The following is a 14,472-nucleotide window of genomic DNA, read 5'->3' as shown; positions in this document are numbered from 1 at the left end:
CCGCCTTGCTTATATTCCGGGTGAAAGAACTTGTTCCAGGGTGGATGCCGCTTCCGCAGCCTCTCTTACAGCCTGGAGAATATACTTATTATCCGAATCAAGTCCTGCTTTCACTGTATAGAGAACCAGATAATTCTTATTAATACTATCAGGGTTATCTTCAATCATAATAGACCAGCTGCCCATAATTCTAGTCTGCATATTATCTAAAAGGAGTACCCGGCTCAATGAATCAAGCTCTTCTTCACTGATAATCAATGAAACAGAAAATATCTCCCTTATTGCCACAGAACCCGAATGGTTCAGCTGCCCCCGTATCCATACATCCTTAAGAATACTGACACCGTCAGCAAGGATTCTGAAGTCACCTTCATTGTCCATTATATAGTTAAGGTTTTCATCATGAAAGAAATCCTCAAGTGATTTTGAATTCTTTAAGGGTCCTGCTGTACAAGATACAAAAAAAAGTAACAGACAAAGATAATTCAGTTTTCTCAGAATGCCTTTCATTATTTCTCCAAGAATTGTATCTTTCACTCAGAGGACCTACTCTAAATGACGATATTGTGACTATGAGAAATATAGTATTTTTGAATTTGATTCAAAACAACACCAACTCACAGATCCATCTGATGAACGGGAAGTCCCTGTCCACCATGATTCAGGATTTTACGTCCACACTTCCGGATGTAGAAAAAATTATACCCATTGCCCTTGATATTGAACAGTTAAAAATGTTTTACAGCAGTAAAGATCCTGAAGATTATGTAATTCTGAGTGAAAACAGACAGGACTTACTACTTCAGGCAATGGATCAGGCCGCAGCGGGCTATGATCAATGTATCTATTTTTTCGGTGATACTCCCTTACTGGATATCGATTTATTCAATAAAATGTATGCAAAGCATCTGAAGTATTATGCAGATTACAGCTTTGCAGATGGCTTTCCGGGCGGACTGGCTGCTGAAATTATCAACCCCCATACTTTGAATGAGCTGAATAAGCTTATTACCGAGTGCTCTGACCCCATCAAGAGAGAAAGTCTCTTTTCCTGGATACAGAAGGATATTAATTCTTTTGATATAGAAACAGAAATTTCTGAAGTCGATCTAAGGCTGAATAGAATATCCCTGGCCGCTGATAACAAAATAAATCTGATGCAGCTGCAGGCTTTTATCAAAGCAGGTATCATCAGAGCCCGGGATTTCATGGATCACCACAATAAACTTGAGAGTTTCACCAGAACTGCTCCCAATTATTATCAGATTCAGATATCCGCAGCATGTCCTCAGAGCTGCTCTTATTGTCCCTACCCTGAGATGAATACTGATCACCTGACTGACAGTAGACAGATGGCTCCTGAAAAAGTAATTGAACTTGCTTTGGCAATAGAAGCATATACTCCGGATGCAGTAGTTTCACTGAGTCTATGGGGCGAACCGTCTCTGTATACAAATATTTACGAGCTCCTTGAACATCTACTTGAAAACACTGAGTTATCCTTCGTAATAGAAACCTCAGGTGTCGGCTGGACAGATCTGGATGATGCAGGAATACAAAAAATCATATCCTCTCAACGGATTGAGTGGATATTTTCTCTTGATACACTGAACCCTGAACTTTACCGCAGACTACGTGATAAAGGGCAGGCTGAAGCTCTCTCCACTGCAGAATATTTTCTCAAATTGAACCCTTCACATACCTGGATACAAGCCATAAGAATGAAAGAAAATGAAGATGATCTTGAACAATTCTACCGTCACTGGAAAGAAAAAACTGACAATGTAATCATTCAGAAATACGATCATTTCTCTAAATCTCTGCCAGAAAAAAAAATAACTGATCTATCACCTTTAAAACGCTTTCCCTGCTGGCATCTTAAGCGCGAGATGAGTATTCAACTTGATGGAAACGTTCTTCTATGCTGTGAAGATCTGAAACAGGAAGCAACTCTTGGAAACTGTTTCACTGACAAGCTTGAAAAAATATGGGAAGCGGGCGACAGCCGGTTCTCTGAACATTTAGATGAAAAATACTGCGGAATATGTGAGCACTGTGATGAATACTACAGTTTCAACTTCTAGTATGGAGAGCAGCTATACCATCATTGCATCTGGTGACAACGAAAGAACTCCCTTTAATGGAATCAGTATTGTTCTTCTCAGCAGGGGTGGCAGACCCTTCAGGAAGGAACAGCTTCAAAAACTGGCTTCTCTTAAACTATCAGAAATAATCTCTATCGAGAGCAGCGGCTCCGACATGGATCAACTCAGTCATAGTATTCCTGAATTAAAATGCATAATCATATCCGGTGAAAAAACCGTGGGTGAGAAAATCAATATCGCCATAAGAGAAGCTTCGGGCTCCCATGTCCTTGTAATGTGGGACGATATGGATCTTCAGATTATAGGAAGAACAGGCAGACTTTTTGCAATGGCAGCGGAACAGAAGGCTCTTTGCAGTATTCCTGTTCTTATGAATTCAAGAAAAGAGTCCATCCCCATCAGACTGGCTCCCATCTTCTCGGGACATAAACTTGAAATAGTTCCCCTGGGATCGGTGAAAAACGAAACACCAACGCTCTATCCTTTTGATTACTGCGGAATCTACAACAGAAAAATATTTATGCTCACCGACGGTTATGATATAAAGATTGAATCTCCCTATTGGCAGAAGATGGATTTCGGATTCCGTGCATTTCTCTGGGGTGAAAAAATCCTCTGTTATACAGGGATCAAGATTGCCTATCAGAATGAAATTCCCAAAGAAGATGCAAGTATCAGTGACTCGTATAAAAGATTTTTCCTTAAAAATCTGGCGCTGGTCTATAAAGGAGATTCTTGTCAGCTCTCGTTGAGAAGTATTATCAGATTTCATTTCAAATCCGGAATGTCTCTATTTAATTCAATCGCAGATTATAAAAGTACTAAAAACTGGGTCAGAAAAAATCGCTATAGATTCCGTATGGATCCCTACAGTCTGACTGAACTCTGGGAACTTCAATGAAAACAGCTGTATTTCTACAGGTGCGGCTGGACTCCAGCCGTCTTCCTGAAAAAGCGTTAAAAATAATAGAAGAGAAAACTGTCATTGAACATGCAATGCTTTCACTGAAGAATATCTCTTTGAATGATTATGTGATTGTCACCGCAGAAGGTGATAAGGAGATACTTGCTCCTCTTGCTGAGAAATGCGGCTTCACCATTTTTGCAGGTGACAGACAGGACGTATTGAAAAGATACATAGACGCTGGAAGGCAATATTCTCCGGATATCATTATCAGAGCAACCGGGGATAATCCTCTTGTTGCCTGGGAACCCGCAGCCCAGCTGCTTCAGTTCTTAAAAGAATCATCCACAGTTGATTATACTGCCATGCTGGGAATCCCTGTTGGATGCGGAGTGGAACTGTTCCGTAGAGAATCTCTGGAAAAAGCATATCCACTGACAGATAAGAGCTATGACCATGAACATGTTACACCCTACATCTATAACAACCCTGACTTGTTTTCACTCTATTATCATCAGCATAGTCCGCAAATGTCTCAACGGGTCACATTGGATACGGAAGAAGATTACCGCCGGATACAGAAGATTTTTACAGAACTGTATGAGGGACAGACAATACCATTCAAAAAACTGAAGGATTATCTTAATTCAGATGATACAGACCGATAAGATTCTCTTTATTCCATCACTTCGCAAGGGTAACGGTACGGGTCATTTAAAGAGATGCCTGGACTGGGGTGAAACTTTCAAAACCATGCATATTTTTATTCTTCAGAATAATGATGAAGAGCTTCTGGATTATAAAAACCATCCCCTTTGCAGCAGGCGTGATAATATACAATGGCATGAAGATCCCGGGACGGACTGGGAGCTTATAATTCTTGATAACAGATCTAGCGACAGCATCCCTGATTCTCTGCAGGGGATAGCTCTTATAGCTATTGATGAGTCAGGAAAGATAAGAGAACACGCATCTTACGTGATGGATACGCTCCCCGCACTGACAAAACAGATGATAAACTCTGATGGATACCGTTTTCTAAAAAGAAATTATAATCCTGTCTGTCCTGATTCCCTTGAGCGTATACTGATCAGCTTTGGCGGGGAGGATTCTTCAGATCTTGCCGGTAGAGCACTTACGGCTCTGAATACAGATGAGATTTCCTCTTTTATCATAACATCAGGCATTAAAATTGATCTGATAATTCCATCAGCATCACATGAGACTCCACAAATTTATACAGATAATATCAGAGTACTTCCCTATGTAGCGGAACTCTCTGAAAAGCTCTGTGATTACGATCTTATTATATGCCAATATGGTATGACCGCCTTTGAAGCACTGTCATGCAGCCGTTTTGTTTTTCTGTTGAATCCCGGAAATTATCATGATCAGCTATGTATGGCAGCAGGTATTCCTTATCATCCCGGGGCAGCTGCATTAGATCCGGACCAGCTTACTGCTTTAATGCTTAAAATTTTAAAAGCAGATTCAGAATCAATGGAATCCCGTCTTAAGGAACATTCCCCACTGTGGAAGCAATATTCGCAGAAGAGTGAAAATATACAGTCCTGGCTATGCAGTTTGAATATAAGTCCGGATATCTGCCCTATATGCGGAAGCAGCAGTAGAAAAGCGTTAGCCCGTTTCGAGGAGAAAAGCTATTTCCAATGTGTGGACTGCAGTATGAAATATATGGTTCAGTTCAGAATTAAAGAAGATATCTACAGTAAGGAATACTTTTTTTCAGAATATAAGAATCAGTATGGCAAAACATATATTCAAGATTTCCCTCATATTCAGGAGATGGCAGAGAAAAGGCTTAAACAAATAAAAAAACTCAATCCCGTAAAGGGGAAACTGCTGGACATAGGCTGTGCCTATGGTCCTTTTCTGCAGACTGCATCAGAAAAGGGTTATGAAGCAAAGGGTCTGGAGATCTCGGAAGATGCTGTAAAATATATAAAAGATAATTTTGAGAATATTGATGCACAGCAGGGTGATTTGAACTTAAAAGAAACCCGTGACCTTTTCTATGATAAAGAATTTCAGATAATCACCCTCTGGTATGTGATTGAACATTTTTCCAGCTTGAGTGAAATTCTTCCGTATCTTGCAAGTCGCCTTGAAAAAGGAGGCGTATTGGCCATGGCGACTCCCTATGCATCGGGAGTCAGTGGACGCTATAATGCAGATTCTTTTTACAGTAAAAGCCCTGAAGACCATTATACTCTCTGGGATAGAAAATCAGCCGTGGAAAGCCTCAAACGTGCTGGATTTTCCAGAATACGATTTGTCAGCACCGGTCACCATCCGGAGCGCTTCTCTCCAAAAATAAAAAAAATGATTCCCCCACAGATGCTGTTACTTATCAGCCGTCTGATGGGATGGGGCGATACTTTTGAAATATATGCGCAGAAAGGATAAAAAATGAAAAAGATCGGAATAATGATTTTGGGGGCCGGTGTAATGCAGCTCCCAGCATATGAAGCTGCTCAGAGGAATAACTGGAGCGTCATAGCAGCCGACGGCAATGCGCAGGCACCATGCCGGAACAAGGCAGATTTATTTCTCCATATTGATCTAAAAGACAGAATAGGTCTGGCTGAAGCTGCCGAAGAAATAAAAGATAAGATGAATATTCAGGGTGTCTTTACCTGTGGAACGGATTTTTCTACCTCTGTAGCCTGGATAGCCGAAAAACTTAATCTTCCGGGAATCAGTTATCAGACAGCATTGGACTGTACAGATAAATATCGAATGAGAAAGAAATTCAGTGAAAATAACATTCCCAGTCCCGGCTTCTGTGAATTGTCAGTAGATATGGATTTTGTTAAGTCAGTGGCAAAGCTGGAGTATCCTCTAGTTGTCAAACCTGTAGATAATATGGGCGGCAGGGGGGTTATTACTGTTCCTGATGAAAAATCTCTGGATAAGGCTGTAAATGAAGCCATCAGCTTTTCCCGCACCGGCAGAGCCATTGCAGAAGAGTTTATGGACGGTAAAGAATACAGCATTGATTCACTTGTCATTTCACAGGACGAAATCATAATCACTGGATTTGCAGACAGACATATATGTTATCCGCCCTGTTTTATTGAGATGGGTCACACCCTTCCTTCAGAGCTGGGCAATGAAGAGACAGAAAACATGTTCAGCGTTTTCAAAGATGCAGTTAAAGCACTCGGAATTACGAGCGGTGCAGCCAAGGGTGATATAAAACTGACATCCAGAGGAGTCATGATAGGAGAAATAGCTGCAAGGCTGTCTGGTGGCTATATGTCGGGCTGGACCTATCCATATGCATCTGGAGTGACCCTTGTGGAAGAAGGGATGAAAATAGCCCTTGGGATAATTCCTGACAAACTTGATGAAACAATAAACAGAACATCATCGGAACGTGCTTATCTTTCTATTCCCGGTGTTATAGAATCTCTTGAAGGCATCGAAGAAGCTCATGAAGCAGATGAGATAAAGGATCTCTTTATTCTGGCTGAGGAGGGAGACCGGGTTTACTTTCCTTTAAACAATGTGATGAAGTGCGGCAATGTTATTGCAGTTGCAGACAAGCGGGAAGATGCTCTAAGAGCAAGTGAGAAAGCCGTAAGCCGAATCAGAATAGGCCTGCGGCCCGGTGATACGGAGACTCAGACATTTCTTGAACAGGATCTGGAAACTTCTTTTCCACCCTCAGCCTATAAGGCGGAAGGCTGGGATTCTCTTGAATATCTGAATGATTTTAAAGCTGATTTTTCCATGCAGTATAAAGACAGCCCTATTCTGATTCCATCGTCAGACTGCCTTGCATTCCTCTCTCAGAAAGACTGGAATTCTGTAATACTGGAAAGGGTTCTGAAAGAAATAGAGGAGAGTTCAGATCTGATTTTCAGTGAAAATGCCTCGTGGTCTCTCTTCTCAGGACATTTCTGGTATGCTCTTCTGAGAGGAGGCGTACAGGGAGCCTTATGGTATATTGATAATAATGACAAAGAAAACTGAGAGAATTATATTAATTCTGATCCTGTTGTTTCTTCCTCTGTCAATTTTTTCTGAAACCCTGGATCATACAGCCCTTATGGATAAAACCGGAGCAAGACTGCTCTGGGATCCGGTTCTGAAGAAGGGGATACTCCTCAAGAACGGCAGGAGTATAGTATTTCTTGCTGATGAGCCCATTCTTCTCCTGAATGGAAAGGATGTGGTTCATACCGCTGCAATTCTGTATGAAAAGGGTAATCTTAAATTTTCAAGTGATACTGTAAATTTGATTTCCAAGTTTTTTCTTAACAAGGGGAGCGCTGCTCAGGAATCTTCCTTCCGTGTATCTGCAATTATTCTTGACCCGGGTCACGGCGGTAGGGATTCAGGAGCCACAAGCCGTTTTCCAGTTGATGGAATCAATGTGGCACTGCAGGAAAAAAATCTTGTCCTTGATCTTACACTGGCTCTAAAAGAACGTCTGGAAGAGAAATTCAGAGATAAAGAAATTATTCTGACAAGAGAAAACGATATATATCCCACTTTAGAAGACAGGGTGGAGCTTGCTAACGGTGTAAATACAGAAAACGGTGAAGGCATTATATATATATCAATACACGGAAATGCGAGTTTGAATACCAAGGCTGAAGGATTTGAAGTATGGTATCTTCCCGAAGATTACCGAAGACAGATTATTCCGGAAAAGGAGTCTGAAAATGGTTCTATTGATCCGGTTCTTAACACTTTAATGGAAGAAGAATTTACTCTTGAAAGCAAAAAGCTGGCAGGATATATTCTCAATAATTTAGAAAAAGAGATCGGCGGCAGTGCCAGTAACAGAGGTCTAAAGGAAGAATCCTGGTTTGTTGTCAGAAATGCAATGATGGCTTCTGTACTGGTTGAAGCCGGTTTTATTACCAATAATGAGGAAAGCATGAAATTGCGTGACCCCCGATACTTGATACAAATTAATAATGGCATCTATAATGGGATTGTTGATTTCGTAGATTTTTTTGAAAACAGGTTTAATGAATGATTAAAAAAGCAGTCCCTTTTATTCCCGTATCCATAATTCTGATTCTTTTGTTAACAGTTGTCATATTGTTCAATAATGAGAATGGCAGAAGCAGTTATGTACTTTTTTTCCCTCTGGACTCCATGAAAGGAAAAAATGCTGAAATTCGGGAAGTTTACCGTTCTAAAGACTCTCATCACAGACTTGATATTTTTATCAATGAACTTATCCTGGGGCCGGTTGCCCTGAAGGTGAATCCTTTCATACCTGAGGGGACAAAAATAAGATCATTTATATGGCGTGATGAATTGCTCTATCTTGATTTAAATAAAGACTTTATAAGAGAAAGTGCATCTATTCCACTGGACTATATGGAGAAGATCGTTTATCTGAAAGAGAATATATTCTTCAATTTTCCACAGATTAAAGATATTACCATTACAGTGGAAGGTCAGATACCCGGCTCTGAGTTCTATGCTTTATCGGAAAAAAGCGAATCCTGAATTAGTAAAAAAAAAATTAAATCGTTGACAAACATGTCGGCATTCGTATAATTTTGAGTTATAAATAAAATGAAATGAATTCGAAAGGAGCTATGAATGAAACGGTTCTTCACACTTTTGTTTTTGGCAGTTTTTTGCCTGACAGGGTCCGTATTTGCTGAGGAAACAGTTCTAATCAACTTTTCTGATCTAATTGATGACTATCAGGGCCAGAATAAAGCAACTGTTATGGATTTTAGCACAGTAGCGGGCACACGCTATACCGAAGAAGAAAAGGCTGCTATGCAGACCTCACTGCTTGTTCCCAACTGGGAAGTCAGGTTGACTTCTTCTTCACAGACTGTGGTGAATAACTCTCTCTCTTATGTACTTGGTGTTCCTGTAAACAATGACGTAAATAATTTTGCGACAGCTGGTGACCAGGTAATGGGTGTCAGGGTTCACTTTCCGGAAGGGTCCTTTAATGGATACGCATGGATTAAACCCCCATTCGAAATCCCCGCTTATGCAACAAGTACTGTTGACGATGAAGCAGTAAGGGGAGACCAGTTCTCCGGATTCGGTGTTGTAAAAAACGTCGGTGTTCTTAAATCCATTAAAGTTCGTGTCTATGGTATGAACTTCCCCATGGGATTAGGAATTGTTCTTCGTGATGCGAGAAACAACAAACAGTCTATTTTTCTGAGTTACCTTGACTTTGATGGTTGGAGAGAGCTGGAATGGCAGAATCCTAACTATGTTTCTCAAATCAGAAACAGAGAACTTAGAAATGATCCCCTTTACCCCAGAAGCATGCCTGCTCTGACACTGGACAGCCTCTATATCTATAGAGATGCTATGCAGGAAGGCGGAGATTTTATCTCTTACATAAAAGATATCAGTATCATTTATGACCAGGCAGTTCTTGATGAACTCAACTCTGACATCGATCATGAATCCACATGGAGCATCCTCGCTGACAGAGAAGAAGCAAGAAGAAATGCTGAACTCAAAAGACTTGGTAATGTACAGGTTCTTAGATACCTGGAACAGCAGAAAATGCATTCTGATGAAGAAGTTGAAGGTGAAGAAGCTACAGCTGAAGAACCAGCTGCAGAATAATTACCTGACTTAATAGACCGATCTAAAGCTCTATTAAATATAAAAGACCCCGAGAGGGGTCTTTTTTATTTACTCCAGCGGAATCCGGATTCTACTGTTATCTGGTATAGAGGTACATCATTCAGTTCAATTGAACCTCTTGAAACCGGATAGATCTTGTTATCCAGCCCGATAAACACCGATACACCCGGTTTAACAAAAAAGTCTGTTCTTAAACCAAATAGAATATTTCTTAATTCAATATCACTTGTATCCTGGAATGTTCTGTTTAGAATTTCATATCCCATTTTAGTTTCGATCTTGAAGATTGATCTCTTTTCAAAAAAAATGGTGTAGAATATGTAACTCACGAGACTGTCAGTATAGGGATTGCTTCCCGAAAGAGCGGCATAATTATCAAGCTGTTGTGTAAAATAGCACAGTATATGATTCTGCTTGAGATAAAAACCGAATGTGTAATAGCTGCTGTAGTTACTGTAGTCATTCTCAGCTCCCGCATATTGAGCTGGAATCATATCACCTCCGATCTCCATAAAAAGACGTCCGGGCCATTCACCACGCAGCTTACCGGAAAATCCCGGCTTAACTAATGTGTATGATTCATTTATTATCCCGAATACAGGACCAAATGATATGGAGTAGTAGGGTTGTACGAATTTTAATTCTGCAGCAAGGCTGTATCCTTTAATCGTGTCCCGGCCAAGAACAAATCCATATTGAAGATTATCATTTGATTCTGACTTATCATGATAGAATATCTCCGCGGCCCACTGAAAATAAGGAATATATTCTGTAGAACTGCTACTATAATCTGATAAACCATAGTTACCGAATTCAGTAGTGATGCCAGTCTCAAGACTGTATACAGGCAGGGATAGCAATATTAGAAGTGCTGGAATAAGAATCTTTTTCATCCGGACATACCTTTAAAATAAAGTGTTACTTTATAATTTTCGTATGATTATGTTCCTTAACTTAGAATTATCTGCTTACATCACATATTTAATTGCATTTATTTATCTTTTTTAAGCAGACCATATATTCCTATAGTATAAATTATTTACATAGAAGCTTTTTCATATGTATAATAGGAATGTCTTTGTAAAATCAGACAGTTTAATTTAATATAAAATATATAAAACACAGAAAGCAGCAAAGCGAGATTACAGTAATGAGTGATTACCTAGATCCGAATAATGAAGAGCTATTAAAAGATTTCTATTCTGAGGCCAATTCACAAGTTGAAATTCTAGAACAGAATATACTGGCTATCGAAGATAATCCGGAAGATAGAGATTCTGTTGATGAAATATTCAGAGCGGCACATACCCTGAAAGGTGGAGCAGCTACTGTACAGATGACCGAACTGGCTGAGTTTACTCACCTGGTTGAAGACCTTCTTGATGAAATCAGAAGCGATAATATAAAAATTGACGGCACAGTTGTAGATAACCTTCTTGCATCAATTGATGTAATTAAGGAAATGCTTTCAGAGCGCAGCAACGGATCTATCTACGAAGAAGATATCACCAGCCTTAAGCAGAGTCTCAAGGCCTTGAGTGAAGGGAAGGGCACAGCTGCTGTCCCGGCCCAGGATACTCCTGTAACACAAGAACCGGCAGCTCCTCAAGAAACAGCAGAGCTTTCTGAGTATGAAATACTGGAGTTGAAAGAAGCTACCGGCGGCCTGCCGGTCGTGCAGGTAACTGTATATTTTAATGAATCCAACCCTATGAACTCTGTGGGGGGGATACAGGTCTATGCAAGGCTTAAGAATCAGGGACAGATCCTCAAAACTGTTCCCGATTTTGATAAACTATATGAAGACATGTACTTCCCTGTGGTTCAGTATTTCATCTCTTCAGAGAATGATCCCGTCGCACTTGAAGCTGAAGCCTTTATTTCTGAAGTTACAGATGCAGTGGATGCGGAAATACTCGGTCAGGAACAATCTACTGTAAAACCGGCAGCTGCCGGGATTGAAGCCCCTAAAGAAGCTCCTGTTGCGCTTCCTGCTGCACAAGTTCAGCAGAAAGCGGCGGTCAGTGAAAATGCAATTAACACTGAGATAAAAAAATCTACCAAAGCAGCTGCCCCGAAAACCAAATCCAAAGATAACAGCGGATCGATCCTCAGAGTGGACAGTAAAAGAATTGATAACTTGTTAAACCTTGTGAGTGAAGCGGTAATCAATAAAGCAACTTTCAACCAGATAAACAGCTCTTTTGTAGATATTCAGAATGAACTTCAGAATGCAGAAAGCACATTCAAGGACAAACTGAAATCTCTGTTTGATGATCTTCCTCAGTTTCTTGAAGATATACAGAGAAATAAGTCCGTTAAAGATGTAAAAAAAGAGATCAATGAAAAATATGAGGATCTTTTTACAATCTTTGATTCCTTTGAAACCAACTTTAAACAGACTGTTGGTACTTTTAAAAGTACCTCAGCCAATCTTGGTAGAAATACGGGGGACCTACATGAAGCTATCCTGAAAATCAGAATGGTTCCAATCAATCAGATATTCTCCCGATTTCCCAGACTTGTAAGAGACCTTTCAAAATCTCTCAACAAGAAGATAAAACTTACAATTGAAGGTGAAGATACAGAACTGGATAAATCAGTAATTGAAGAATTACTTGATCCTCTCATGCACTGTGTTCGTAACTCACTTGACCATGGTATTGAAAATCCTGATGTAAGAGTTGAAGGAGGTAAATCCGAAGAAGGACAGATTCTTCTTAAAGCCAGCAATGAAGGTAATATGATCGTCATCGAGATATCTGATGACGGAGCCGGAATTGATGTGGAGACTGTAAAGCAGAAGGCAATTGACCGCGGAATTATTCATCCCAGTAAAAATCTTTCAGATGTAGAAGCTTACAACCTGATATTCGAACCCGGTTTTTCCACAGCCAAAGAGATCACAAATATATCGGGAAGAGGTGTGGGACTCGATGTTGTAAGAAAAGAGATTGAAAAACTTAATGGTACTGTTACAGTCCATTCAAGCCGGGGAGAAGGATCAAGCTTTATTATTAAACTACCTCTGACTTTGGCAATAATACAGGGTCTTCTGGTTCGTGTCGGTAACGAAGTCTATGCAATTCCCATTACAAGTGTTATAGAAAGTCATAGAATTAAACCCGAAGAAATCAAGATTATCGATAACCATGAGGTTTTCAATGTACGGGATGATGTAATATCTCTTGTCAGGATGAATCGTTTATTTCGCCTTGATACAGAAAGTTCCAAGGATTATAATTTTGTTGTTATTGTGGGCAGCGGTGATAAAAAGATGGGCGTTATGGTAGATTCACTGATCGGTGAAGAAGATGTTGTTATTAAACCTCTTAAAGACAAGTATACCAATTCTCCCGGTATTGCAGGAGCAACAATCCTGGGAGATGGTACTGTTTCCTTAATCATCGATGTCAGTCAGCTTCTGGATCTCTGCATCCAGAAGGAACAGGCTACAAGACTCAAAAGATCACAGGCGTATTGAGGTAAAGAATGAGCATACAGGGACTGACAAACAGAGAAGAGCAGAAAGAGCTCGAAATGGCTAAAATTGACTTCAAGATGGTAACTTTTACACTTGCCGGTAAAGACTACGGAATCGATATCATGCGGGTCAAAGAGATTCATAAAGCTCAGAAATTTACTTTTGTACCTAACTCGGCACCCTTTGTAAGGGGTGTATACAATATGAGAGGGGATATCATTTCCGTTATAGATTTGAGAGTCTTCTTCAACCTTCCCGCAACAAGCAATGAAAAGGGATACGAGAATATGATCATCCTCAGACTTGAGGACAACACAATGGGTATACTTGTTGATTCCATTGAAAAGGTTATTGGCATTGATTCATCAAGAAAACAGCCGCCTCATCCCTTATTTGGAGATATTAATATTAAATATATTGATGGTGTTGTGGAAAATGATTCAAGCCTTTACATCATCCTTGATGCTGAAAAAATCTTCAACAATGAAACAAAGAGTGACAGCAAGGAAGATATCAGAAATATCGCACAGGCTGCGGAATATAAGGAAGTTGAAGTCCCTAAACCGGAAAAATCCGATAAAGTACTTAATCAGAGTTTTGTTGAAGAAACACTGGCCACATACCTTGGTTTCTATCCCAGCGCTCTTAACCGCGACTGGATATCCGCTCGCTTTGACAGCTGGATAAAACAAAAGGGAAAAGACAACTTTCAGCTTAAGAACAAAGAAGATGCAATTGAATTCCTGAAAGGATTTTTCTCCATCGGTACTGGTCAGATGTGGAGTGATGAAATTATCAATTCACTGACTCCAATTTTACCTGATCTGAAGGGTAATTCTCTTGTATGGAACCCGGGATGCGGACGCGGATATGAGACCTATTCAATTGCTTCAATGCTTAAGAACAAGAATCCTGGAACCATACTGAAAGTACAGGGAAATGATAATGATCTTATAAATATCTCTTCGGCTCCCGGCCTATCCTTTGACAAAAGCAGGATCTCTTCATTTTACAGTGAATATCTTGTTGACGCCGGCAGTGGTTCACAGTTCAATGAAGTTATCAAAAACAGCATCATATTTGAATACAGTGACCTGAACAATGATGTATCCATGCCCCCTCTGGACATGGTCATCTGCCGTGATACACTAAGTTATCTGCCTGAAACATCTCAGCAGAAGCTGCTGGATTTTATGTATGCCAACCTTAAGCCCGGTGGTCTGCTTATGCTTGGAGACAACGAAATCCCCATCAGTATCAGTGGTTGGAATGTGGTTGAGAATAACAGTTATAAATTATATAAAAAAAATTAAAATCGTGAGTCTATAGTATATAATTAAATTTAATGAGGAGAATACTGC

12 protein-coding genes are annotated in these 14,472 nt (G+C 40.0%); 10 read left to right on the top strand and 2 right to left on the bottom strand.

Annotation, left to right across the window (positions count from 1 at the left end; all coding sequences use genetic code 11):
- Window positions 1-9: 9 nt before the first annotated feature.
- Window positions 10-510, bottom strand: coding sequence for a hypothetical protein (locus DV872_RS19250; RefSeq protein WP_114631591.1), 501 nt, complete (start codon window positions 508-510; stop codon window positions 10-12).
- A 62-nt stretch (window positions 511-572) separates the two neighbouring features.
- Between DV872_RS19250 and DV872_RS19245 the strand changes: the two genes are divergently transcribed.
- From DV872_RS19245 to DV872_RS19210, 8 genes are all read left to right on the top strand, one after another.
- A complete protein-coding gene (locus tag DV872_RS19245; protein ID WP_114631590.1) occupies window positions 573-2,084 on the top strand; it encodes a spiro-SPASM protein in 1,512 nt (503 codons plus the stop codon).
- Window positions 2,059-3,006: a hypothetical protein gene (locus DV872_RS19240; RefSeq protein WP_147283213.1), complete on the top strand. Its 948-nt coding sequence runs from the start codon at window positions 2,059-2,061 to the stop codon at window positions 3,004-3,006. The genes DV872_RS19245 and DV872_RS19240 overlap by 26 nt, the downstream gene beginning before the upstream one ends.
- Complete coding sequence (locus DV872_RS19235) at window positions 3,003-3,677, top strand: cytidylyltransferase domain-containing protein (RefSeq protein ID WP_114631588.1); 675 nt, start codon at window positions 3,003-3,005, stop codon at window positions 3,675-3,677. The genes DV872_RS19240 and DV872_RS19235 overlap by 4 nt, the downstream gene beginning before the upstream one ends.
- Window positions 3,661-5,436, top strand: coding sequence for a methyltransferase domain-containing protein (locus tag DV872_RS19230; RefSeq protein WP_114631587.1), 1,776 nt, complete (start codon window positions 3,661-3,663; stop codon window positions 5,434-5,436). The genes DV872_RS19235 and DV872_RS19230 overlap by 17 nt, the downstream gene beginning before the upstream one ends.
- Window positions 5,437-5,439: 3 nt before the next feature.
- Window positions 5,440-7,008 carry an ATP-grasp domain-containing protein gene (locus DV872_RS19225; RefSeq protein ID WP_114631586.1) on the top strand — a complete coding sequence of 523 codons (1,569 nt, stop codon included), beginning with the start codon at window positions 5,440-5,442 and terminating at the stop codon, window positions 7,006-7,008.
- Complete coding sequence (locus DV872_RS19220) at window positions 6,992-8,023, top strand: N-acetylmuramoyl-L-alanine amidase (RefSeq protein WP_114631585.1); 1,032 nt, start codon at window positions 6,992-6,994, stop codon at window positions 8,021-8,023. The genes DV872_RS19225 and DV872_RS19220 overlap by 17 nt, the downstream gene beginning before the upstream one ends.
- Window positions 8,020-8,505 carry a GerMN domain-containing protein gene (locus tag DV872_RS19215; protein WP_114631584.1) on the top strand — a complete coding sequence of 162 codons (486 nt, stop codon included), beginning with the start codon at window positions 8,020-8,022 and terminating at the stop codon, window positions 8,503-8,505. The genes DV872_RS19220 and DV872_RS19215 overlap by 4 nt, the downstream gene beginning before the upstream one ends.
- Before the next feature lie 96 nt (window positions 8,506-8,601).
- Window positions 8,602-9,606: a flagellar filament outer layer protein FlaA gene (locus DV872_RS19210; RefSeq protein WP_114631583.1), complete on the top strand. Its 1,005-nt coding sequence runs from the start codon at window positions 8,602-8,604 to the stop codon at window positions 9,604-9,606.
- 65 nt (window positions 9,607-9,671) lie between these two features.
- Here DV872_RS19210 and DV872_RS19205 read toward each other — a convergent pair whose 3' ends face one another.
- Complete coding sequence (locus DV872_RS19205) at window positions 9,672-10,520, bottom strand: hypothetical protein (RefSeq protein ID WP_114631582.1); 849 nt, start codon at window positions 10,518-10,520, stop codon at window positions 9,672-9,674.
- Window positions 10,521-10,777: 257 nt separating this feature from the next.
- On the opposite strand from DV872_RS19205, the gene DV872_RS19200 reads away from it, so the two are divergent.
- Window positions 10,778-13,111, top strand: a complete 2,334-nt coding sequence (locus DV872_RS19200; RefSeq protein WP_114631581.1) for a chemotaxis protein CheW — start codon at window positions 10,778-10,780, stop codon at window positions 13,109-13,111.
- Window positions 13,112-13,119: 8 nt separating this feature from the next.
- Entirely contained in the window at window positions 13,120-14,424 is a 1,305-nt protein-coding gene (locus DV872_RS19195; protein WP_114631580.1) for a chemotaxis protein CheW, read from the top strand.
- Window positions 14,425-14,472 lie beyond the last annotated feature (48 nt).

It is taken from the genome of Oceanispirochaeta sp. M1, assembly GCF_003346715.1.
Lineage (GTDB): Bacteria > Spirochaetota > Spirochaetia > DSM-2461 > DSM-2461 > Oceanispirochaeta.
This window is presented reverse-complemented; position numbering and strand designations above follow the sequence as displayed.